At 58.3% G+C, this 21543-nt stretch carries 20 protein-coding genes and 2 pseudogenes; 12 read left to right on the top strand and 10 right to left on the bottom strand.

The genetic code is table 11. The features are described from left to right. Positions 1-28 precede the first annotated feature (28 nt). A complete protein-coding gene (locus tag QYQ99_RS19145; protein WP_302089551.1) occupies positions 29-1285 on the bottom strand; it encodes an MFS transporter in 1257 nt (418 codons plus the stop codon). 90 nt (positions 1286-1375) lie between these two features. Between QYQ99_RS19145 and QYQ99_RS19140 the strand changes: the two genes are divergently transcribed. Beyond that, entirely contained in the window at positions 1376-2377 is a 1002-nt protein-coding gene (locus QYQ99_RS19140; protein ID WP_302089550.1) for a LysR substrate-binding domain-containing protein, read from the top strand. 161 nt (positions 2378-2538) lie between these two features. On the opposite strand, the pseudogene QYQ99_RS19135 reads toward QYQ99_RS19140, so the two are convergent. Continuing rightward, positions 2539-2754: pseudogene (locus QYQ99_RS19135) on the bottom strand (transposase); the annotation flags it as partial. Positions 2755-2769: 15 nt separating this feature from the next. Next, positions 2770-3339 carry a TetR/AcrR family transcriptional regulator gene (locus QYQ99_RS19130; RefSeq protein WP_302089549.1) on the bottom strand — a complete coding sequence of 190 codons (570 nt, stop codon included), beginning with the start codon at positions 3337-3339 and terminating at the stop codon, positions 2770-2772. 85 nt (positions 3340-3424) lie between these two features. On the opposite strand from QYQ99_RS19130, the gene QYQ99_RS19125 reads away from it, so the two are divergent. Further along, positions 3425-3892: a nuclear transport factor 2 family protein gene (locus QYQ99_RS19125; protein ID WP_302089548.1), complete on the top strand. Its 468-nt coding sequence runs from the start codon at positions 3425-3427 to the stop codon at positions 3890-3892. Positions 3893-4119: 227 nt separating this feature from the next. Here QYQ99_RS19125 and QYQ99_RS19120 read toward each other — a convergent pair whose 3' ends face one another. Next, positions 4120-4536 carry a hypothetical protein gene (locus QYQ99_RS19120; RefSeq protein ID WP_302089547.1) on the bottom strand — a complete coding sequence of 139 codons (417 nt, stop codon included), beginning with the start codon at positions 4534-4536 and terminating at the stop codon, positions 4120-4122. A 368-nt stretch (positions 4537-4904) separates the two neighbouring features. Here QYQ99_RS19120 and QYQ99_RS19115 point away from each other — a divergent pair, with 368 nt between their 5' ends. Further along, complete coding sequence (locus tag QYQ99_RS19115; protein ID WP_302089546.1) at positions 4905-5345, top strand: hypothetical protein; 441 nt, start codon at positions 4905-4907, stop codon at positions 5343-5345. Between the two features lie 270 nt (positions 5346-5615). On the opposite strand, the gene QYQ99_RS19110 is transcribed toward QYQ99_RS19115, so the two are convergent. Next, a complete protein-coding gene (locus QYQ99_RS19110) occupies positions 5616-6233 on the bottom strand; it encodes a TetR/AcrR family transcriptional regulator (RefSeq protein ID WP_302089545.1) in 618 nt (205 codons plus the stop codon). 147 nt (positions 6234-6380) lie between these two features. Between QYQ99_RS19110 and QYQ99_RS19105 the strand changes: the two genes are divergently transcribed. The 4 genes from QYQ99_RS19105 (at position 6381) to QYQ99_RS19090 (ending at position 11551) form a co-directional block, all read left to right on the top strand. Continuing rightward, positions 6381-7430: an SDR family oxidoreductase gene (locus QYQ99_RS19105; protein WP_302089544.1), complete on the top strand. Its 1050-nt coding sequence runs from the start codon at positions 6381-6383 to the stop codon at positions 7428-7430. Between the two features lie 83 nt (positions 7431-7513). Then, positions 7514-8752: an alpha/beta hydrolase family protein gene (locus QYQ99_RS19100; protein ID WP_302089543.1), complete on the top strand. Its 1239-nt coding sequence runs from the start codon at positions 7514-7516 to the stop codon at positions 8750-8752. Between the two features lie 42 nt (positions 8753-8794). Continuing rightward, the gene (locus QYQ99_RS19095; RefSeq protein WP_302089542.1) at positions 8795-9367 is read left to right on the top strand and encodes a hypothetical protein; all 573 of its coding nucleotides are present in this window, start codon (positions 8795-8797) and stop codon (positions 9365-9367) included. A 1662-nt stretch (positions 9368-11029) separates the two neighbouring features. Next, entirely contained in the window at positions 11030-11551 is a 522-nt protein-coding gene (locus QYQ99_RS19090; RefSeq protein ID WP_302089541.1) for an AAA family ATPase, read from the top strand. Positions 11552-11746: 195 nt separating this feature from the next. Here QYQ99_RS19090 and QYQ99_RS19085 read toward each other — a convergent pair whose 3' ends face one another. Next, positions 11747-12061: a MerR family transcriptional regulator gene (locus QYQ99_RS19085; protein WP_302089540.1), complete on the bottom strand. Its 315-nt coding sequence runs from the start codon at positions 12059-12061 to the stop codon at positions 11747-11749. 137 nt (positions 12062-12198) lie between these two features. On the opposite strand from QYQ99_RS19085, the gene QYQ99_RS19080 reads away from it, so the two are divergent. From QYQ99_RS19080 to QYQ99_RS19070, 3 genes and pseudogenes are all read left to right on the top strand, one after another. After that, positions 12199-13020, top strand: coding sequence for an aminotransferase class IV family protein (locus tag QYQ99_RS19080; RefSeq protein WP_302093221.1), 822 nt, complete (start codon positions 12199-12201; stop codon positions 13018-13020). Positions 13021-13353: 333 nt separating this feature from the next. Further along, positions 13354-13978 (top strand): annotated as a pseudogene (locus QYQ99_RS19075) (tyrosine-type recombinase/integrase). A gap of 381 nt (positions 13979-14359) precedes the next feature. Beyond that, the gene (locus QYQ99_RS19070; protein WP_302089539.1) at positions 14360-16300 is read left to right on the top strand and encodes a methyl-accepting chemotaxis protein; all 1941 of its coding nucleotides are present in this window, start codon (positions 14360-14362) and stop codon (positions 16298-16300) included. Positions 16301-16491: 191 nt separating this feature from the next. Here the strand turns inward: QYQ99_RS19070 and QYQ99_RS19065 are convergent, their stop codons facing one another. The 3 genes from QYQ99_RS19065 to xdhC form a co-directional block, all read right to left on the bottom strand. Beyond that, positions 16492-16659, bottom strand: coding sequence for a hypothetical protein (locus QYQ99_RS19065; RefSeq protein ID WP_302089538.1), 168 nt, complete (start codon positions 16657-16659; stop codon positions 16492-16494). Between the two features lie 376 nt (positions 16660-17035). Further along, positions 17036-18352 carry a urate hydroxylase PuuD gene (locus QYQ99_RS19060; RefSeq protein WP_302089537.1) on the bottom strand — a complete coding sequence of 439 codons (1317 nt, stop codon included), beginning with the start codon at positions 18350-18352 and terminating at the stop codon, positions 17036-17038. 292 nt (positions 18353-18644) lie between these two features. Continuing rightward, entirely contained in the window at positions 18645-19475 is an 831-nt protein-coding gene (gene xdhC / locus QYQ99_RS19055) for a xanthine dehydrogenase accessory protein XdhC (RefSeq protein WP_302089536.1), read from the bottom strand. Between the two features lie 196 nt (positions 19476-19671). Between xdhC and QYQ99_RS19050 the strand changes: the two genes are divergently transcribed. Continuing rightward, the gene (locus QYQ99_RS19050) at positions 19672-20151 is read left to right on the top strand and encodes a hypothetical protein (protein WP_437439048.1); all 480 of its coding nucleotides are present in this window, start codon (positions 19672-19674) and stop codon (positions 20149-20151) included. 84 nt (positions 20152-20235) lie between these two features. Here the strand turns inward: QYQ99_RS19050 and QYQ99_RS19045 are convergent, their stop codons facing one another. Continuing rightward, positions 20236-20820 carry a BPSL1445 family SYLF domain-containing lipoprotein gene (locus QYQ99_RS19045; protein WP_302089535.1) on the bottom strand — a complete coding sequence of 195 codons (585 nt, stop codon included), beginning with the start codon at positions 20818-20820 and terminating at the stop codon, positions 20236-20238. Positions 20821-21146: 326 nt separating this feature from the next. On the opposite strand from QYQ99_RS19045, the gene QYQ99_RS19040 reads away from it, so the two are divergent. Continuing rightward, positions 21147-21536 carry a DoxX family protein gene (locus tag QYQ99_RS19040; RefSeq protein WP_302089534.1) on the top strand — a complete coding sequence of 130 codons (390 nt, stop codon included), beginning with the start codon at positions 21147-21149 and terminating at the stop codon, positions 21534-21536. Positions 21537-21543: the final 7 nt, after the last annotated feature.

The following is a 21543-nucleotide window of genomic DNA, read 5'->3' as shown; positions in this document are numbered from 1 at the left end:
GTGGAAATCAATGCTGAAAAGGCCCTCGTTACTCACGGACACGCGCCGCAGACTGCTGCGACGCAACCAGCAAGGGGCGGGCGAAGACCGCGCAAAGCGCACAGGCCAACCAGACCAATACCCAGCCCTGCAGCGATAGCAGATGCGGAATCAGCATAGGGACGGCAAAGCACACGATGAACACGCTGGTGTTGGCCATGCCCAAGGCCGTGCCGGCACGACCGGCTCCGGCCAAGCTTGCCAGCTCGGTATAGGCCACACCATGCCAGGCAGAAACACAGATACCGGCAGAGGCCGTCAAGAACAGCAGCAAGAGCGGGCCCGGAGCAAGCAAGCACGCTGTCGCAAGCGCCGCAAAAAGCAGCATACTCAGCCAGCTGCAAGCGCTCAAATAGCTCTGGCGGTTGCGATGGCGGTCCGTCCAGCGACCACTCCATACGCGCATCGCCATGGCTGCGCACTGGACGAATGCCATGACGGCGGAGACTCTTGCAAGCTCGGCCTGGGCGAAGTCGTGCAGAAAGACCGTGCCGAAAGACAGCACTGCGAATTGCGGCGCGCACAGCATGCCGATGCCGGCCACGGAGCGCCAGGCGCGAACATCGCGCAGTGGGCTCGGGCCGGTGGCGAGCTGGCGCTGTGCATGCTGCGCAGTATGCGGCGGCTCGTGCACCCATGCGACGACGAGCAACGCAGAGAGCAGACAGAGGCTCGCCAGCACGGCGAACACGGCAAGAAAGCCGCCATGCAAGGCCAGCGCCGGCAGCAGCAGCGCACCGATGGCGCCGCCTAGCGGCACTGCAGTCTGGCGTATGCTCATCGCCAGGCCTCGCTCGCCATCCGCAAACCAGGTCATCACGGCCCGCCCGCTCGCGCCGTTGAGGCTGCCGCCCAGCAAACCGACCAGTACCAGGCCGCCAGCCAGCCACTGCAAACCGGGCACGTTCCCAGCCTCAGGCGTTGCCCAGATGGCCATCGCAGCCAACGCGAGCGCCGTGCCGATCAGACCGGTGAGCAGCACGGGGCGGTCCCCCCAGCGATCGGTAAGCAAACCCCAGGGCAGCTCGCTCAATGCGATGCCCAGGCCCATGAGGCCCAGCATCAGCCCGAGTGTGCTGGTATCGAGCTGGTACGAGGAGCGCATCACCACCGCCGTCATCGGGATTCCGCTGAAGGCAGTCGAAAAAGCGGCATTGGCGAGAACGCCTGCGGCCAATACCTTCCAGCGGTGGCTTGGAAGGTTGACGGGCAGCGCAGGCCGCGAGAAACAGTCGGAAGAGTTCATGCCGCGCAGTGTGCTGGCGCCCAATCATTTTGAAAATCAAATAATATTGAACCAACCATCCTGATTTTTGGGATGATTGGAAGGGCTTGTGTGTCTCGTGTGCTCTACGACTTGGATGTGCTGCGCAGTTTTTCGACAGGGGTCGCGCTTGGCAGCTTTGCGCGTGCCGCGGACAAGCTGGGGCGCTCGACTTCGGCGATCAGTGCCCAGTTGAAGAAGCTGGAGGCCCAATGCGGCATGCCGCTGCTGCGCAAGGCTGGGCGTGGTCTCGAGCTCACAGAGGCCGGCGAGACCCTGCTGGCCTATGCGCATCGCCTGCTGGAGCTCAATGACGAGGCCGTGACGGCGGTCAGCGGCAGCCAGCTGCGAGGACTGGTCCGGCTCGGACTTCAGGAGGACCTCGGCGAAGCACTGTTGCCGGCCGTGCTTGGCCGCTTTGCAAGGGCGCATCCCCTGGTGCGCATCGAGGCCTGCGTAGCGCGCAGCGACGAGTTGCGTGAACGCTTTGCTCAGGGACAGCTGGACCTGGCAATGCTCTGGGATATCGGCGCGGATCTGTCTGGCATCCATGCCGAAACCGTGATGCGTCTGCCTCTGCATTGGATAGGGCCTGCCGCACCCGAGGTGCTGGACAGCCTTGGCTGCTTGCAGCCGGATCAAGAGGGCAAGCTGAAAACACTGGCTCTGGTGATGCTGGAAGAGCCTTGCTCGCTGCGCGAGCTGGTCACAGCCGTGCTGGAGCGAGCCGGGATTGCCTGGCGGCACGCCTTCAGCAGTGCCAGTCTCGGGCCGATCTGGGCTGCGACCTCAGCGGGCCTGGGGCTGTCGGTGCGTACGCCCTTCGGCCTGCCGCCGCATGTGCGCAGCTACGCGCCAGAGGAAATCGGCCTGCCACATCTGCCCACCATGGACCTAGTGCTTGGGCGTTCCCACTCTCTTTTGGAACCATCCGCAGAGCGCTTGGCTACTTTACTGGTCGAGGCCGTACGTGCGCACACAAACTTTCCGGCCACTGAGGCTGTGCCGTCGTCCTTCAACAAGCTGAGACTCAAACCTAGCCGCCCTGATCTAGCGGCGGTCCAACACGGTTGACAATGAGTTTGCAGCATCCGGTGCTTCGTGCTCGATCCTCTGCGGTTGGATCTGCCTAATTCGCTCCGTGTGCTCGGATGTCCGCTATGTTGCTGAACCGGTAGGTCACGATGCAAGCATGAACAGCAGCTTTCGCTGCGCAGCAGACATTTGCCGCCGAGGCCGTAGATGTAGACCTTGAGTAGCACCGCAGGGTGGTAGGCCGGGCGGCCTGTGGCTGCGGGTCTTGACCCATCAAAGCCCAGTGAGAGCAGGTCCAGTTCTTCAACGAACGCATCGACAATACGCACCGGATTGTCTACACCCACAAAGTCATCGAGACACTCGGGCAGCAAGGTCACTTGCTCGCGGGACTGGCTTTCAATGAATCGCTTCATGGGTCACACGCAGTCTTACCTGGCGACGATTCTTTCAACGACGGCTTTGAGGTTTTCAAGCACTTCCTCAAGTGGCTGGCCCATCTGCACGTGCACGATAGCGCCATCTACGGGCAGCGAAAGCGACTGGCCTGCAGAGACAGCGTGGTCGCCGAACAGCTCATCCAAAACGCATGCCATCTCTTTTTTGTGCTGTCGCACAATTTCCAGAATCCTGGGGTCGGTAGATCCCAGCTCTGCAGCAGCATTCAGGAAAGCGCAGCCTCGAAAGTGGGTCTGACTAAACCAGCCACGGAGAGTACGAAGCAGTGCCTCAGTCGCGCTTGCTCCGTCATGGGACTCTTGCGCCAAGCTGCTCTTGAACCAAGAAATCCACCCTTGGTGTCGGTAATCGAGGTAAGCCCGAATCAACTCGTCTTTGCTCGCATATTGCCTATAGAACGTGACCTTGCTGACGGACGAGCGATCAATGATCCGGTCAACACCCGTCGCTCTGATTCCTTCGCTGTAAAAAAGATCATGGGCAGCTACCAAGATTCGCTCACGTGGAGGCAGTGCGGCAAAAGATTGTTTGTCAGAGTTCATGCAGACATTGTAGACAGATCGTTCTACATCGAATAGTATTGAGCATGTAGACAGATCGTTCTACATACCTACATAGAGGTCAATCATGGAATCACGCCCACCCCTGCCCCCATTCACACACGAAACTGCCTTACAGAAAGTTCGCTTGGCGGAAGACGGCTGGAACACACGCGACGCAGCCAAGGTTGCCTTGGCCTACACGCCGGACACGAAGTGGCGCAACCGCGCTGAGTTCGCCAACAACCGGGCCGAAGCGCAGGCTTTCCTTGAGAGAAAGTGGAAGAAGGAACTTGACTACCGACTCATCAAGGAGCTCTGGCTACATGAGGGGAATCGAATAGCAGTTCGCTACGCCTATGAGTGGCATGACGACGCGGGCAACTGGTTCCGGTCGTACGGAAACGAAAATTGGGAGTTTGAGGCCAATGGCCTGATGCGTCGTCGCTACGCTTGTATCAACGACATGCCCATCAAGGAATCGGATCGTAAATTCCACTGGCCACTTGGACGTCGTCCCGACGACCACCCAGGGCTCACCGAACTGGGGCTATAACCAGCACAGACGACCTAAAGCAGCTTTGTCCGCTTTGGGTGGCGATAGCCCCAGATCGGCCAGAAGCAGCCCTTGGAGACATTTCTACAAGCAGCTGCTTCAAGGCTGTGAGCGGTCCGTCGCCGAGCGGCAAACTTGATGGGACAGCGCCACAAACCTGAGGTGCCCATTAGCGGTCGTTCGTGTTGGCCAGCAATCGATCCCAAGCGGCCACAGACCTCAGTCGCTTAATAGGAGCGAAGAGATATACCCCAAGTGTCATTTTGCTTGACCACAATCCAGAGGTTGGTGTGACGACTCAGTTCTTCATCCGTGTCCGAGCGTCGCGTGTAAGTGACGAGGAAATGGACCTTGTTCTGGCTGCTCAGAACCGGCACTTTCGATTCGTATCGAGTAGATGACCAGCCAGTGCTTTTTAGCCGCTGGAAAAAATCGGAAGGATGCTGATTAGGAACATCCCAAATCAGGGTGTCAGCTCCCGAAATCATCACATGCGGGAAATGAAGTTGTGCATCCATACCTGCCAAATCCAGTGCATTGAATGCAGCGGTAAATTGGTCAAGGCAGCCCGATGCTTCTTCAACTGCATCGGGGTCAATGGAACTGTCGCCCGTTTTGCTAACAAAGGAAAGAAAGCTGCGCATAACCTGTCTCGGGCCACTGTTTAAAGTAGGTCATGTTAAGGGCAGCAATCCTCCGTGCATATGGCCTGCTCCGAAAGGCCGCTCCTGCCCGTCTGTCGATGGCCTGCACCCGGTTGAATCCACAGCTGAGAGCTTACGCAGGGACTTCAACATCGAATGTCGGCGGCGATCAACAGCTGAACTTGATGGACTCTGGCTGCAATCTCCAAGAATCGGCATTCAAGGATTTCCGCAGCCCTTGTCGCAGACCACCCCGACCCGGACCCTTGACGACGATTCACCGTGCCTTGAGGCAAAATCCAGATGATCGAGGCAAGCCTGGCGTCAGGTCTGCCGGGAAGCCCACCTTGAAGAATGGAACAGCATCAATGGCACTGACGAAGAAGGGCGAGTTCTGGTACGGGACGACGTCCGGCGACACCCAAGCCGAGCTGCGCAGCTACAGCATTGCGAATCGCTATGAGGCCGTCCGGTTTGCCTCGTCCAAATGCAATTGCGGGTGCCGGACTTTTGCGCTGCAGACCGATGAAGAAGCCGGCGTGGCAATCCGCATCTGCACCGACTGCGGGCAGAAACACCTGATGGGCGACAGCGCGGACTACGTTGATGAGGCCGCCCCCGAGGCGCACGAGTGCGTGTGCGAGAACGAGGTGTTCGAGCTGATGTCCGGCGTCTCCGTGTACGAGGGCACACATGACGTGCGCTGGTACTACATCGCCTGCCACTGCGTGGAGTGCAATCTGGTTGGGGTCTTCGCAGACTGGAAGTGTGAAGCGGGTGATGCGGCGGCCTTCCTCGCCAAGGTATGAGCGCGCGCCCCCGCTGAGATCACGCTCGCAGGTTCGAGCGGCCGAGGCGTGTCTGTCATGAGGTGGTTGGTGGACTTGGCTGTCTCAATGACGGCAATCGCCGATTCTGGTGGATCGTGACTCAGCGCCTAAACAGCAGCAATCGCCAACACCAGTCGTGGAACGTCAGGTGTCTTGAACGGCCACATCACCCTCGTAACTGGCCACTCGCTTGCGTGGTTCACCACGCACCGGCCTGAATGCCCGCTTCTTCGCACCATCGAGTCGTGGCTACGTCGAACTTGCGATCAATCCACGTAGAAACACCATGATCAAGCGTCCAGTCAGCTCCTGGCGGTCGGCGGTCTTTTGCAGTGCAAGCCCATGTGAAAGAGCCATGAAAGCAGCAGCTAGTTCGTGAGGCTCGGCAGGAGTGGAGCGACCAAGCTTTTCAAACAATAGGTTGATCACGCCGCCGATCTCGGCTTGGTGTCTGTCCCAAACCTTTTGGTACTCCGTCGCGAAAGATGGGCTACGCCTCGCATGCAACTGCAGTTCTATGGAAAGCATGCACCAGTCGGCATCGTGATTGAGGGTAGAAGCCCAGGCCTCCAGTCGGGCCAGCATTTGCTCGGGCAACTGTGCGTTGTCGCCCATGAGCGTAGTAAGTTGCATCGCTTCTGCATCCATGTGCCGTCGCAGCAGCTCTAGCAAGACATCCTCTTTGCTTGAGAAGTTTGAATAAAAAGCGCCTTGGGAATAGCCAGCGTTGTTCGCGATGTCACGGATCGATGCGCCTCCATACCCGTTTGTCACAAACAAGTGCCGTGCAGCGTCGATCAGGTGCTCGCGAGTCTGTGCCCGGCTTTCGTCTCGGGTCAGGCGTCTTCTTGCAGTCGTGGTGCTCATGACTTTAAAGATATCACATGAGATTCAGATATCGAGCGTTGTGTGATCGCGTGTGCACGCACACCGAAAAATTTTCAGATATCACTTGAGATTTCAAAGTTCCAGCGGTACATTTAAATTTCAAATGATATTTGAAGATCAATCGAAATGAAAAAGTACAGCAGTCCACGGTCCGCTTTTGTCACTGGCGCCACAGGCCTTCTCGGCAACAACCTTGTGCGTGAGCTAGTCGCGCGCGGCGTCTTCGTCAAGGCTCTCGTCCGTTCGGAAACCAAAGGTATGCAACAGTTCGCAGGAGTGAAAGGCGTGGAGCTGGTGCAGGGTGACATGGCAGATGTGCCCGCTTTCTCCAGGGCGCTGCAAGGATGTGACGTGGTGTTCCATACCGCAGCCTTCTTTCGAGACAACTTCAAAGGCGGCAGCCACTGGGAAGAGCTCAAACGCATCAATGTAGACGGCACACAGCAGCTTATCGAGCAGGCATACGACGCCGGCATCCGGCGCTTCGTTCAGACTTCATCCATCGCAGTGCTGAATGGCGAGCCGGGTGCGCCCATCGATGAGACTTGCCTGCGTGACCTAGCAGATGCTGACGACGACTATTACCGAAGCAAGATACTGGCCGATCAAGTCGTATCGACCTTTCTTGACACACATCCGGACATGCATGCGAGCTTTGTCTTGCCTGGCTGGATGTGGGGTCCTGCCGATATCGGCCCAACCTCGTCAGGACAATTTGTCAACGATGTGGTGCTTGGCAAATTGCCTGGGTTGCTGCCAGGGAGCTTCTCGGTTGTCGATGCTCGCGATGTAGCGAAGGCGCAAATTTCAGCTGCAGAGCGCGGCCAGCGCGGTGAGCGCTATCTGGCCGCTGGCCGCCACATGACGATGCAGGAATTGGTTCCCTTGGTGGGGCAGATCGCGGGCATCAAGACGCCGACACGCAACTTGCCTTTCCTGCTTCTGTATTTGCTGGCGGCGGCGCAGGAACTCTACGCGAAGATCAGCGGCCAACCCATCTTGCTCAGTTTGGCGACGGTGCGGCTCATGCGCAAGGAGGCAGGACGAAGTCATTTCATTCACACAAAGAGCGAGCAGCAGCTTCAATTGAAATTTCGCCCCATCGAGCAAACCGTTGCCGATACGGTCGCTTGGTATCGCCGCCATGGTTGGCTACCCAATGCGTCACCGCAATAACGCCAGGTAAACCTCTTCATCGCCCTAGTTCTGGGGAATCTGCCGAAGCCAAACAAGGAACGACTGTGACGGACCCATTGATCTTGAAACGCTTGATGCTCCTTGGAGCCGTCGTTCTTTCGGCGGTTGCTCCGCGCGAATCCGCTGCGCAGAGCAACTCCTCAGTCAGGGCAGCGGACAGCATGGCCGAGTTCTGCAGGAAAGGACAGGCGCAGTACCCGGAAGGCATCGCTCGCATGCATCCTTCGTTCAAGTTCAACATCTGTTGGTGGCTTGAGGATGCAGGCATCGAAGCGAGCACGTTCGATAACATCGTTGGAAGGTTGCCGGAGAACGCGGGGCCGTCGCAGGCGGCTTGGCAAGCGACTTTTAGCAAGCCTGCCCAGGTGCATCTGGCACGAGCGCATGCGGCCGAAGAGCGCGGCGAGAGCGAGAGTGCATCGGCCGAATACAAAAAGGCCGCGTTCTATCTGCGAATGAATCGACTGCCCAAGCAGGTCCCCGCTGCGGATCTGCAGGCAACCGAACGAGCTTACGCAGTCCTGGGAAAGCCGCTCCAGCGGATCAAATTCAGGACCGGCGAAAAGGATTTCATTGGCTACTTCCGAACACTGTCGACACTCGGCAGCAGCAATAAGAAGCCTCCGGTGCTGGTCATTCTCGGTGGCCTTGACAACCTGAAGACGGAGATGATCCGGCACAGCGACTACTTCATGGGCCGCGGGTTTGCGACCCTCATTGTGGAAAATCCAGACACCGGGGAGAACCCGCTGGGATTCCGTCCAGAGTCCTCTGCAATGCTGGACACGGTTGCGGACTACATCAAGACGCGCCACGACCTAGACACAAGCCGAGTGGCCGTGTACGGCTGGAGTATGGGGGGCTATTTGGGAACTCTTGGCGGGCTGCGAAACGACTTCTACCAAGCGATTGTCAATGTAGGCGGCCCTAGCGATTCGAGCTTCGGACAAGAGCATTGCGAGAAAGCGCCTGCATGGATCGTCGCTCCCTACACCGTGTTTGCCAACATGAATCCGCTGACGACACCTCATCAGGCGATGTGCGAATACTACGAAGCATTCCAACTCTCTTATCAATTGAAGATGCCCACCGCGGCGCAGTTGCGCAAACCCATCCTCATGGTGAACGGCGCCCGCGAAGATCTCGTATCCAGAAATGAGCCTGCCTCTCTTGCCGCTCTCGGCTTCAACGTGACGCAACTGGTCTTTGGAGATGACGGCCACACGGCGGAGTCGAACATGCGAGAGCACTTCGAGTTCACCGCGAACTGGCTCATGCGACGGCTAAAAGTCGGCGATTGATTGGACCGCTGACAAGCAATCGATGAACTCTGCTCCCACTCAATGAACCAAGAAATTATTTTGATGCGCCACGGTCGGCCGAACTTGGCTCCAGGCGGCAAGGTTTCAGCACTTGACATGAAGTACTGGATTGAGCGTTACGAGCTATCCGAAATCGTGGAGCATCCCGTCCCTGTGGCCAGCATGGACCTGGCCGCCACAGCCAAAGTGATCATTTCGAGCAATGCACCTCGAGCACTGGCGTCTGTTCGAGCATTGGGCCTTCGACCTCATCTCATAGATGAGATTTTCTGCGAGGCGAAGTTGCCTCACGGAAGATGGAGACGACCTCGCTTTTCCCCATTTACGTGGGCATTTTTTCTTCGGATTGCATGGCTGTGCGGCTTTTCTGGAGGAGTCGAGTCTGCCCGAGAAGCTAAAGCAAGAGCTAATACAGCGGCTCAGCGACTTCAATTGATCGCAAATGAAGGCCCCGTTCTGCTGCTTGGCCATGGCTTCATGAATCGATTGATCGCGAAGCAGTTGGAGTCTGCGGGGTGGATTTGCCGAGAAAGCAGCGGTACGCGGTACTGGAGCGCAGCGGTCTATCAAATGAGGCTGGGGGAAAGGAAATAGGTTGTCACTGGCACGAGCCGTCATGTGACCTACCGGGTTTCTCTCAGAAGTCCATATCCAGGAATATTTCCCCCTAAAGGGCACTCATTTAACCGAGTCGATTCATGGCTGACTTGCGGCCTTGGGCAGTCACTTATGTGAATGCGTGAGCCAATGAACTTTCGCCATCACGCAGGAGTGTTGCTGTCTCGCGCAAACAGAGTCGGTCTACATCATGTTAGGAAGTTGGGGAATTCTGATGCAATCACCAGGCACGATAGTCGAGCAGGCGCATCAATTAATCGATCGCATCAGCACGCCGCCACAGTCTGCGGTCGATTTCGAGGCTATTGCAGACAGCCTTCTACACCTTGCGAACTCCCCTATGTGGCAAGTAGCCCCTTATCCTGTAGCTCGAGTTGGCGAGGAGGCTCTCTATGAACTCGCTGTCGCTGGGGATCGGCCGGCACTGTATCTTGTCTCGGATGGAGTTGGCGTCACAAGTCCTCCTCACTGCCACGAAACTTGGGCCGTCGTGGCGGGCATTCGGGGCTTGGACTTGAACCACTTCTACACGAAGTCCGCTAAGTCCGGAATCGTTGTCGAAACCACCCACGTTGCAGTGGGCCCGGGCGAGGTTTTGCTCCTAGGGACCGACGATATCCACTCCACCGAAGTAGTTGGCCAAGCTGCTACGTATCACCTCCACCTCTATGGGAGGCCATTGAGTGCTCTTTCAAGTTTTCAAGCCCGTTGCTTCAGCCTTGGTAGCCCATGACATCCGACGCCAAGCTTGAAGGCCGGCTCGGCAAAACCGAAGTCCTCTAGATCGAAATGGTCTAGAACTCAACACGTCGCCAGGCTGCGTTCGGCAACATTTCGCCGATAGAGTTCGAGCGGCTACATTCACAAAGCTGCGAGGTTGTCGAGTGAATCCGCATCGATTCAGTGCGATTGCGAATGCGATTGCTCATATCAGCCCAGATCACACAATACCGCGTTACGCGGCTTCAGCTAACAGATGCAGGCCGACAATTACCGGCGATTGCAGGCGATCGCCGGCAATAAGCATCGTTGGTTGAGGGACTACTTTGGGCCGGCAGCGCCTATTTGCGAGCCGAGATAGCTTACTTCCCGCATTCCCGGGGGCAGCCTATTAGCGAGGGTCTGCTGCTGACCTGAAAACAGTCAGTGGAGAAGTGACTGTCTTGGCGCGCTGAATAAGCGACATGACGAGGTGAGCGGTATCTCACCCAGCTCCGATGAGCAGCAGTAACCGCTGCGGAGCAGTCATCGACTCAGCTTCATGGATGGCGGCTCAGGGTCGAGGCTGTGTGAAAACTCGGAAAAGTCACGTTTTCAGGAGTAGCAAAACCATTCCCGACAGCGTGATCGTCGATCCTGGGTCGATCTGAGAGGTCGAGTCTTCAACTTGCCTGCACACGCTGGAGTTTTCACACAGCCGCGGTCGCATGCCGCCGCTCAAATTGGCCAAGAGTAGCTGCTTCAGATCGAGCATTGCGCGCGTACTCTGCTAGCATGCTTCTATGGCTCGAAATGTTACCCAGCGAATTATTGCCGTCTTCACATTGAAGGTGGGATAGCTCGCGACCATGTAGCCATGCAACCCACCCAGGAGGTGGGTTTTCTGTCTCCAGGGCACCGTTAAAAGGAGATGGAAGAATGGACTTCACTCATGCTGGACAAGCTTTGGCCATCCAGTCCAGGATCGGCTCGCTTCACCTCATCTGCGGAAAGATTGCTGCGGGCAAATCCACACTTGCCAGACAACTCGCATCCAATCCACAGACCGTTCTCATTAGCGAGGATGGCTGGTTGTCCCAGCTCTATCCCGATGAGCTTCAAACGATCTCGGACTACGTAAGACTCTCGAGCCGACTGCGAGTAGCCATGGAGGCGCATATCGTTGACCTTCTTAGGTCAGGAACCTCCGTAGTGCTGGACTTCCCTTTCAATACTCTCAACGCAAGGGCATGGGGACGCAGTATTTTTGAAAAGGCAGGAGCGTTTCATTACCTGCACTTTCTCGATGTACCGGACGAAGAATGCAAGCAGCGTTTACGACTTCGGAATTTATCTGGCGATCATCCATTTCAGACAACGGATGAGCAGTTTGAACAGATCACAAGGCACTTTGTTGAGCCATCGTCGCGAGAAGGCTTCAACGTGGTATTTCACTGCTAGCCCATCCCTGCGAGCGTTCGCCATGGGTCGCCCAGCGACAGACAGAGACCGACCAACTGCCGTCGCTGTATTTACCCAACTCAACGTCACCTCTCGCAGATGAAGATGACCGGATCGTACTATCTGCAGACGCCTGGCGCAGCCGATCAACAGGAAATCGCGTCGTTCCCACTTGCACCATCCGAGGCCCACACTTTAGCGTTCAGCTCGTTCCAACGATGCCAAGTAGCCGACCACAATATCCCTACTCTCTTTCAAATCATGGAGCTTTCTCTCAAGCTGAGCCAGTTCGTCGGTGAGAACGGAACGGATTTCGTCGCAAGGCTGGAAGGTCGCAGGACCATCAACCATGCAGGGCAACAGAATGCGGATTGCATTCAATTTCAGCCCTGATTCATTGAGCTGGCGAATACGCATCGCCGCCAAAAGCTCTGCCTCTCCATAGTCACGATAGTGTGCTTCGGTGCGGGCAGGTCGCAGTAGCCCTTGCTGCTCGTAGTAGCGCAACATGCGTTCACTGACGCCGCTGCGTCGAGCCAGCTCTCCAATCCGCATTTGCTCATCCTTTCAAAAACAACTTGACCTTGACAGTGCTGTCAAAGTTTAACCTCCGAGCTTCACCAGTAACGGAGTTCAAGATGACAGATATGAGCAACCGACCTTCCAATGCAGCGACCGTGCAGCGCAATGGGCGTCCTGCAACGGCAGAAGCATTAGGGCCGCTGGCTTTCGCAGGATATGCCCATTTCACCGCCCTGCAGGTGAGGGACGGCAAAGTGCGGGGCTTGGATTTGCATCTTCAGCGCTTGCATGCGGCTTCACTGACCATGTTCGGATGTGCCTTGACCGATGAGGCGATCAAAAGCTATCTGGCGTCTGCACTGAAGACGAGAAATGGCGGTGACTTCTCCTTAACCGCAACCCTCTATTCGTCTGCGGGCGAGTTCACGCCTCCCGGCAATGATGCACCGCTACACATGCTCGTGCGAACGTCGCCGCCATCCGATGGCCCGCAGGGACCGTTGGTGCTGGATATCGTGAACTACGAGAGAGTCGTTCCCGAAATCAAGCATGTTGGGGAGATTGCAAAAACATGGTTTCAGCGCAAGGCCGTTGAACATGGTTTTGATGATGCCGCGTTCATCGATAAACAAGGGAGACTGAGTGAGGGCAGCATCTGGAATCTGGTTTTCTGGGATGGTAAGAGCGTTGTATGGCCAAAGGCAAAAATGCTGCGAGGAACGACGATGGCCATCGTGATGCGCCAGTTGAAGCGCCTGGGAGTTCCGCAGCGTTTTGAGGAGATCACCATCGATTCGCTGACCGCGCTTCAAGGGGCCGCAGTCATGAACTCGTGGACTCCAGCTGTCGAAGTGCGCCGCCTTGGCTCTGCCAACCTTCCATCAGTGCCCGATTTCCTGGAATTGTTGCATCGCGCTTTTGAATCAGAGCCGTTGACAGCTGTTTGACTCTTGAAGCAGTAATTGGCAAGCGGTAAGTGAGCGACCGCTCAAGATCGATCGCTTGCCGACACAAAGGACCACTGATGGGTACCCTCGGTTTATCGCGCTGCCCCATCAAGTCGCCCATCCAGCGACAGACCGCTCACACAGCCAGAAGCAGTCCCTTGCAGGAACAGCTCCAAGGACTGCTACTGGCCGAGATGATGAATTCATGGCTACGCCATGAAGCTGACAGTCATAAGACTGAGGAAGCCGACCGTCGCTAGTCGACCAGGCGAGTTGAAATCCGCCCGCTATAGAGCGCATCCTGTGTGGCCCTCAATTCGATGGGAGACCATCATGGGAAACACAGCTAATACCGTTCATCGCGAGCCGTGGAACAAGGGCAAAATCGTCGGGCAGAAGACCCCGTTCAAGCTCAAGGAAACATGGGCGCTGCGCGTAAGGCCTCAGCTGGAAGGCCGGGTGCGCGAACTTGCTCTCTTCAACTTGGGCATCGATAGCAAGCTGCGGGGATGCGATCTCGTCGCCCTAAAGGGTCGGGACGTATGCCACGGTGATCTGGTGGCGACGCGCGCTGTCGTCATGCAACACAAGACTCAGCGTCCAGTGCAGTTCGAGATCACGCAGGCTGCCCGTGATGCCTTGCGGGCCCGGATCGAGCAGGCCGTGCTGAAGCCAGAGGACTTCCTGTTTCCAAGCCGACTAAACGAATCGCCACATCTGGGGGACAAGGCAGTACGCCCGAATCCTCGGTCACTGGGTTGACGAGCTAGGCCTGGACCGCATGGAGCGCGAGACGCACTCGATGCGCAGGACAAAGGCCACACTGATTTACCGCCGCACCAAGAACCTGCGCGCTGTGCAGTTGCTGCTCGGCCGCTCTAAGCTGGAGTCGACAGTGAGGTACCTGGGCATCAAGGTCGACGATGCCCTCGAAACCCCTGAACAGACGGGGATTTGAAGCTGCCGCTGACGGCCACTCCGAGAACAACGGCAAGGTGGCCGTCTTCAACGGCTGCAATGCGGCGCTGGGCCAAACTGGCGCTCCCGGCCAGTATCTGTCGCACCGGTCATTGAACGCTGCCTGTCCTGAACAGCCGCTTCACAATGCTCTTGTGGGTTTCATCCAGTTCGACTTGCTACAACTCAATTCTGGCGGTCTGCTCCTTGTCTGCTCCTTGTAGTCAGTGCATGTCCATGAGTCACTTGACTGATAACGCAGCTGTCATCAGATCAGTTGAAAATTCCTAGGGAAACTGCCTCCCTCACGAGGAATTTTCCATGAGCCGAATCAAGGTACATTGCCTTCCAACAAATTATTACGCTTTGTGGAATTGTTCTCATGTTCAACAGCCTGCGCGCTCGCCTGATCGGTATCTGTGTCGCCATCACCACGCTCTCCCTGCTTGCCCTGGCGCTCTCCACCTTTTTCTCGGTGCGCAGCGGTACCGAGCGCTCGCTCGACGAGCGCATAAGCCAGCTCACGAAGCTGCATGCCAATGATCTGGCCGAGTGGGTGCGAGACAAGCAGCGCATCACCAGCTCGCTGCAGCAGGCGGTGGGTAAGCAAGAGCCCGTGCCCTTTCTGTTGGCGGCCAAGCAGGCCGGTGGTTTCGACGACACTTATTTCGTCTATGCCAGCGGCGCCCATGTGTTCGCCCACCCCATGCCCGAGAACTATGTCGGTACGGAGCGCCCCTGGTACAAGCAGGCCGTGCAGGCCGGCAAGCCCGGTGTGACACCTCCCTACATCGATGCCAGCACCGGCAAGCTGACGATTAGCTTCGTCGAGCCCGTGGGGCCGGCCGGCCAGTACACGGCCGTGGTTGGCACGGACATGCATCTGGATACCGTGACGCGCAAGGTGAATTCCATCCACGCCACGGACAAGAGCTTTGCCTTCCTGCTGGACGGGCAGTCCAACATCCTGGCCTATACCAAGGCGGAACTGGTCATGAAGCCCTCCTCCGGCATCGCGCCGCAGCTTGATGCCGGGCTGCTGCAGAAACTGGCGCAGGACGGCGGCAGCGCCGAAGTGGACGTGAATGGCGCAACGCAGCTGGTCTATGCGTCCCGGGTAGACGGCACGCCCTGGCTGCTGGGCGTGGCCGTGGACAAAGCCGAGGCTACGGCAGCCGCACGCCAGCTGCTGCAGATGGAGATGCTGATCGCGGCGCTGTGCGTGGCGGTGGCCGTGGCGCTGCTGTCGGTCAGCGTGAACCGTCTACTGCGCCGCCTCTTCGTCGTGCGCGATGCGTTGGAGGATATCGCCTCGGGTGAGGGCGATCTGACGCGTCGCCTGGATACCGCGGGCAAGGACGAACTGGCCCAGATCGCCACGGCCTTCAACCGTTTCACCGACAAGATCGCTGCCGTGTTGCTGCGCATCCGCCAGTCCTCGGAGTCGGTGCGCATTGCCACCAGCGAGATCGCCAGCGGCAACCAAGACCTGTCCTCGCGCACTGAGCAGCAGGCCAGCTCGCTTGAAGAGACCGCTGCCGCTATGGAGCAGCTCACTGCCACTGTTCAGCAGAACGCGGCCAGCGCGCGCCAAGCCAGCGAGCTGGCGAGCAATGCCTCCGAAGTGGCCACACAAGGCGGCGCCGTGGTGGGCCAGGTGGTGCAGACCATGGGCGGCATCGAGTCCTCGGCGCGCCGTATCGTGGACATCATCCAGGTCATCGACTCCATTGCCTTCCAGACCAACATCCTGGCGCTGAATGCGGCCGTGGAGGCCGCGCGCGCCGGCGAGCAGGGCCGCGGCTTTGCCGTGGTGGCGTCCGAGGTGCGCCAGCTGGCTCAGCGTTCGGCCGAGGCTGCCAAGGAAATCAAGGTGTTGATCGACGATTCGGTGAGCCAAGTCAGCACGGGCAGCCGCCTCGTGCATAAGGCGGGCACCACCATGCAGGACGTGGTGGACAGTGTCAACCGCGTCACGGCCATCGTGGCCGAGATCAGCAATGCCAGCCAGGAACAAAGCCGGGGCATTGCCGAGGTCGGCAGCGCCGTTACCCAGATGGACCAGAGCACGCAGCAGAACGCCGCACTGGTGGAACAGGCCACGGCAGCGGCGCAGTCGCTGCAGCAGCAGGCGCACCAGTTGGCCGAAGTGGTAGCCGGCTTCAAGCTGCAGGCCCACGATGCGAGCGACGGCACCGAGCGGCTGGCCGATCTGCGGTTGGCTCGCACCTCGTCACCCCGCAAAACCTCGACAGGTCAAATTAGAAACACGCTTGCTTCCCAAGGCCTCGAGAAGGATGAGGAGATACTCTCTCAAACCTGAGTGCTGATACGACCGTCATCCGCCTCTCGGGTGCATCTCATGGACGCCAGGGAGCGTGCTGGAGAACGCTTGATCAGTTGGGCCCGTGAGTCGTCGTTACGGCCCAGTCAGTAACCTCGATCCCAAGGCCATCCCTGCCAAGTAAGCAAAAAAGAAGCGATGCACCCTCGGGGGCATCGCTTTTTTATGGCCTAGCGTATGACGGGCGTGGCTTCGTCACGCTCATGGCCTTTACTGCCGATGGCCAACCGATAGGTCACGATGCAGCCATGAGCCGCAGCAATCGCTGCATACCAGGCATCGGTCGTCAAAGCTCGGATGACGGCGACGGGTCGAAAGCACCAGTTCGGTGCTGGCAAAAACGGGCACCTGGAATTCGTGACAGTCCGGGGACCGCCTTGAGTTTCAAAGCAGACCTGCATGGCAGTCGCGCTCAAATAACTGCTTTGGGCACTGGCAGTCATAGGCATCTTTGAGTTGAACGACTGCAGACTTAGGAGCGCTCTCAGATCTATTCACGGAGGCTCCCATGCTTGCGCTGCGCTCACGAGTTCAGTCCGTTGAATTTTCAATCGAAAAAGCGCTCACAACGAGCGCTTTTTCGATTAGGGAAAGGGAGTTCACGACTTTGATGCCGCAACCTCCCTCCCCTGAAAGCCGCATGGATGTCAGGCCGCTGTTGACGGCTTCAATTTCCAGCTAACGACTTTGACTACCCAGAACAACCGCTGATGATCAGTTCACGGCAGCGCCGGACTCGTACCAGGTCTTGATCAGGTTGCGTTCGTCATCCGACAGAGCCGCAGGGTTGCCGAAAGGCATCTTCTTCAGCTGAACCACCTGCTGGTAGATCTGCTGGGCGTGCGACTTCACCGCATCGGGGGAGTCCAGACGAACCGCCTTTTGCTGGATGGCCGTGCCGTGGCACACCACACAATGCTGCTGGAAGATGGCATTGACCTTGGCAAAGCCTTCGCCGCCAGCGGCTGCGGGAGCAGCAGCAGGTGATGCGCCTTCGACGGCAGGAGTTGCCACTTCAGCTGCAGGGGCTGCGGGAGTTGCAGCCTGCCCGGCTGCGGGTGCCGCGGGAGCAGCCGCCACTGGAGCAGTTGCAGCCACAGGAGCGGGCTTGAGCCAGACGAACACGGCCAGCAGAGCAGCTACGCCGACAGCAGCGTAAGGCCAGGGGTGGCTGTTGCGACCCAGCTTGTAGCCGTGGCGCATCACGAAGAACTGGCGAATGGCAGCACCGGCAAACATCATGCCGATCAGCACCAGCCAGTTCATCTTGTGGCTGTACAACCAGCCATAGTGATTGGACAGCATGGCGAACAGCACGGGCAGCGTGAAATAGGTGTTGTGCACGCTGCGCTGCTTGGCACGTTGACCGTGACGTGGGTCCACAGGCTCACCAGCCTTGAGCGAAGCCACCACCTTGCGCTGGCCAGGGATGATCCAGAAGAACACGTTGGCGCTCATGGACGTCGCGATCATCGCGCCCATCAGCAGGAAGGCCGCCTGACCGGGGAAGATGTGGCAGGCCAGGTAGGCTGCGATACACACCAGAACCAGAACCATGGCACCGACGGTGGCGTCGCCATTCTTCTTCTGGCCGAAGGTGCGGCAGATGAAGTCATACAGCAGCCAGAAAACCACCAGGAAGCCCAGAGCCGAAGCCACGGCAGCGCCGGTGCTCATGGCATTGGGGTCGCCGGGAGTGACCAGATAGATATTGGCGTTCCAGAGGTAGGAGACCGTCAGCAGGGCAAAGCCGGACAGCCACGTGGTGTAGCTTTCCCAGTAGAACCAGTGCAGGTGATCCGGCATCTTGGGAGGAGACACATTGAACTTGACGGGGTGGTAGAAACCACCACCGTGCACAGCCCAGAGTTCGCCGTTAACGCCCTGCTTCTTCAGGTCGTCATCCACGGGCGGCGTCAAGCTGCTGTCCAGGAACACAAAGTAGAAGGATGAACCGACCCAGGCGATCGCGGTAATGACGTGGAGCCACCGCAACAGCAGGCCGGCCCAGTCGAGAATGTAGCTTTCCATAGCTCTCAACCTTGGCAGCGTGAGGCTGCCGAACAACCTGCTCACCACTGCGGGCGCTCTGAGCAGAAGAAAAGGCCGCGCTCCCGGACGTTACACACGGGGCACCGCTGCGACCATTCTGTCGACCGAAAGTGTATGCAATTTTTGCTGCCGCAACTCTCGAATCAGGGATAAACCATCCTAGAGATTTCCCTAATACAAGATCGATATGCAAGGATCGGGCCTGATTTTCAGGGCGAGTGACAGCATGTTTGCGGCAACATGCACCAGATCAGGTGCATTCGTTGCACCATCAGCTCGCAGACAAGCGCTGCAGAAGCTGTGCTGCCACCGCCACAGCGATCACCTCAGGCTCCTTGCCGGTAATGCCCGGCACGCCGATCGGGCAGGTGATGTGGACCAACTCTGCATCGCTGAACCCTCGACTGCGCAAGCGGCTGCTGAAGCTGGCCCATTTGGTCTTGCTGCCAATCAACCCCACAAAAGGCAGATCTCCGCGCTCGCGCTGACGCAGCAGGCATTGGGCCACTACCTCCAGGTCTTCGGCATGGCTGAAGCTCATGATGAGCACCTGCGACTGCGGCGGCAGCTGTGCCACGGCAGCCTGCACCGGATCGGAATGCTCGCACTGCACCCCTATCTGCTCCTCCACGGGAAAGACTGCATCACGGCTGTCCACCCAGATCACGCGGTACGGCAAGCTGCGCAAAATGCGCACCAGCGCATGCCCCACATGGCCCGCCCCGAACAGGGCCACACATTGCGACGGCTCGGGCATCAAGGCCCGCAGACGTTGGACCTCGCTGGCGTCAAACCATGCAAAGTGCAACTCCAGCGCACCGCCGCAACATTGGCCCAGACTGGGGCCAAGCGCATACCGCTGGATATGCTCGCGCAAGGCTGCGGGGTCTGCACCCCACTGCGCCAGCAACTGGCGAGCCTTGGCAATGGCCTGCCACTCCAGATGACCACCGCCGATCGTCCCCATCACCTCATCGGCAAACACAGCCATCCAGGCCCCCTCCTCACGGGGCACGGAGCCACGAGTGGCCTGTACCTGCACCCAGCACAGCGGCTGCTGCGCCAGACGATTCAAGATTCCTTGCTGTGTTTCACTCCACATGACTGAACGCCGATTGCTTTGATGACCGATGTTCATGCATTTTGCGAGTCGCAATAGACAGACAAGCGTATGAGCACATTAATCGGATGCATATCCGAACCGGATTTGACGAGTCGTTGCAGATTTTTCACGAGAAGGCGTGAGAATTGCGCCCCCAGGCAGCTGCCTCCATTCATTTGCGGCTACGCTTGGCGGCATGCCTGAAACCCACGACTCCACCCGCGCCACACCAGCCCGCCGCCCCCTGAAGTGGTTGCGGACCGGGATGATGGCTGCCGTTGCAGCGGTGCTGACCGCCTGCCAGATCGCGCCCCAAAGCCCATCCATCGGCACGACGCCTGCCGACAAAGCCAGCCCCGGCTATCGCAAGCAGGCTGCCCAGCATCTGTATGAACGCAACTCCGGCCGCATCTACCAGGGCATGCTGCCGCCTATGCTGTATGCGATCGGCGTGCTCCAAGTTCAACTCGACGGCCAGGGCCGCGTGAATAACCTGCACTGGATGCGCAAGCCAAGCCATGCCCCCGAAGTGGTGGCCGAGATCGAGCGAGCCGTGCGCTCCGCTGCCCCCTTCCCTGCCCTGGGTCGCAGCGTGACCTATACCGACACCTGGCTGTGGGACAAGTCGGGACGCTTCCAGCTCGACACCTTGACCGAAGGTCAGCTGGGCCAGTGAAAGTGCACAGCGATGCAGCCCGCTGCATCGGACAACAAAAAACCGGCCAAGGCCGGTTTTTTGTTGCGACAAGCCAGGCGAGGCTTATTCGACCACTTTGGTGATCTTCGTGCCCTGCAGAGACACGCCCGCTTCCAGGCCCGCATTGGTCAGCACATAGCTGGTGACGGGAGCCTGGGCAGTCGTGGTGTCCACGCTGCCGTTGGCACCGATCCGGCCGGCAGCCACGGTGGCATCAGCCCCCACGGACCAGCCGTCGCTCTTGAGGAACTTGTCCAGCGCTTCCTGCGTGTTGAACACATAGATCACAGCCTTGGACTGGCCACCAGCTTGCCATCCGATAGAGGCCGCTGTCGTGCTGTAGAAACCACGGTTGGAGCCGCCCACGCGCAGCACGCCACGACCATGCTCGACCCCGACCACAAAGCTGCCGCCAATCACCGACGGGAAGATCAGCACCCCCTTGGCACGTTGCACCATTTCCTTGGATCCTGGTGCGGTCTGGTACAGGCGCTCCAGAGCGGCATTGGCACGGGTATTGACCGTTGTGGAATCGGAGCGGGGAGCCGATGCCGTATCAGGCTTGGTCGTGGTGCAGGCCGTCATGGTCAAGGCACCGGCAGCCAGTGCGGCAGCCATCGCAACAGAACGCAGAGAAATTTGACGCATACCTATATCCTTTCATGGGATGAATGTGTAGACACATTTCAGAGGTAGAAGGTCCTGAAGTCCGACATGGAGTCGCTTTTGCACATCCCCCCGATGCAAAGCTGTCAGAAACAGGGTTGGCACGATGCTAGTGCGCAGCGTTGCCGATAAAACTCAGCGGTTACAGCTTGCGCCATTGGCCTACAGAAGGCAAGAGCAGTTGTCGAAAAAGACCTACAGCATGAACATAAAACAAGACTTGGCCCCATCTATGGGCAAGCAGGCGAATTGTCTGAAACAGGCGCTAGCATTGTTGGTATAAGCATAGCGCTGACGACAGGATGCTCATGAAGTTCTGGAATTACTTTCACCACCCCAAGGCAGCTCTGGTCGTGCTGCGTGTCACCCTGGCTTTGCTCATGCTGCTGCACGGCTGGGCCAAGATTCGTTATGGCATAGGCAGCATCGAGGCCAAGATCGAGAGCCTGGGCGCGCCGGGATTTCTGGCCTATGCGGTCTATCTGGGCGAAGTGATCGCGCCCTTGCTGTTGCTGGTGGGCCTGTGGGTGGTACCGGCCGCACTGGTGATTGCCATCAATATGGTGGTGGCATTTGCGCTGATGCACACCCGGCAGATTCTGATGCTCAACAACACCGGCGGCTGGGCGCTGGAGCTGCAGGCCTTTTATTTGGTGAGCGCCCTGGTGGTGGCCATGGCCTATTCCAAGGGGAAATAAAAGCCAT

The organism is Comamonas testosteroni (assembly GCF_030505195.1).
Lineage (GTDB): Bacteria > Pseudomonadota > Gammaproteobacteria > Burkholderiales > Burkholderiaceae_C > Comamonas > Comamonas testosteroni_G.
The sequence above is the reverse complement of the archived record's forward strand: the minus strand, read 5'-3'. Positions and strand labels throughout refer to the sequence as shown.

Bases quoted from the DNA above. Each gene is read 5' to 3' on its own strand.
- QYQ99_RS19145 (WP_302089551.1), bottom strand. From the start codon at position 1,285: ATGAACTCTTCCGACTGTTTCTCGCGGCCTGCGCTGCCCGTCAACCTT.
- QYQ99_RS19130 (WP_302089549.1), bottom strand. From the start codon at position 3,339: ATGAACTCTGACAAACAATCTTTTGCCGCACTGCCTCCACGTGAGCGA.
- QYQ99_RS19125 (WP_302089548.1), top strand. From the start codon at position 3,425: ATGGAATCACGCCCACCCCTGCCCCCATTCACACACGAAACTGCCTTA.
- QYQ99_RS19120 (WP_302089547.1), bottom strand. From the start codon at position 4,536: ATGCGCAGCTTTCTTTCCTTTGTTAGCAAAACGGGCGACAGTTCCATT.
- QYQ99_RS19115 (WP_302089546.1), top strand. From the start codon at position 4,905: ATGGCACTGACGAAGAAGGGCGAGTTCTGGTACGGGACGACGTCCGGC.
- QYQ99_RS19110 (WP_302089545.1), bottom strand. From the start codon at position 6,233: ATGAGCACCACGACTGCAAGAAGACGCCTGACCCGAGACGAAAGCCGG.
- QYQ99_RS19105 (WP_302089544.1), top strand. From the start codon at position 6,381: ATGAAAAAGTACAGCAGTCCACGGTCCGCTTTTGTCACTGGCGCCACA.
- QYQ99_RS19095 (WP_302089542.1), top strand. From the start codon at position 8,795: ATGAACCAAGAAATTATTTTGATGCGCCACGGTCGGCCGAACTTGGCT.
- QYQ99_RS19090 (WP_302089541.1), top strand. From the start codon at position 11,030: ATGGACTTCACTCATGCTGGACAAGCTTTGGCCATCCAGTCCAGGATC.
- QYQ99_RS19085 (WP_302089540.1), bottom strand. From the start codon at position 12,061: ATGTTGCGCTACTACGAGCAGCAAGGGCTACTGCGACCTGCCCGCACC.
- QYQ99_RS19080 (WP_302093221.1), top strand. From the start codon at position 12,199: ATGAGCAACCGACCTTCCAATGCAGCGACCGTGCAGCGCAATGGGCGT.
- QYQ99_RS19070 (WP_302089539.1), top strand. From the start codon at position 14,360: ATGTTCAACAGCCTGCGCGCTCGCCTGATCGGTATCTGTGTCGCCATC.
- QYQ99_RS19060 (WP_302089537.1), bottom strand. From the start codon at position 18,352: ATGGAAAGCTACATTCTCGACTGGGCCGGCCTGCTGTTGCGGTGGCTC.
- xdhC (WP_302089536.1), bottom strand. From the start codon at position 19,475: ATGTGGAGTGAAACACAGCAAGGAATCTTGAATCGTCTGGCGCAGCAG.
- QYQ99_RS19050 (WP_437439048.1), top strand. From the start codon at position 19,672: ATGCCTGAAACCCACGACTCCACCCGCGCCACACCAGCCCGCCGCCCC.
- QYQ99_RS19045 (WP_302089535.1), bottom strand. From the start codon at position 20,820: ATGCGTCAAATTTCTCTGCGTTCTGTTGCGATGGCTGCCGCACTGGCT.
- QYQ99_RS19040 (WP_302089534.1), top strand. From the start codon at position 21,147: ATGAAGTTCTGGAATTACTTTCACCACCCCAAGGCAGCTCTGGTCGTG.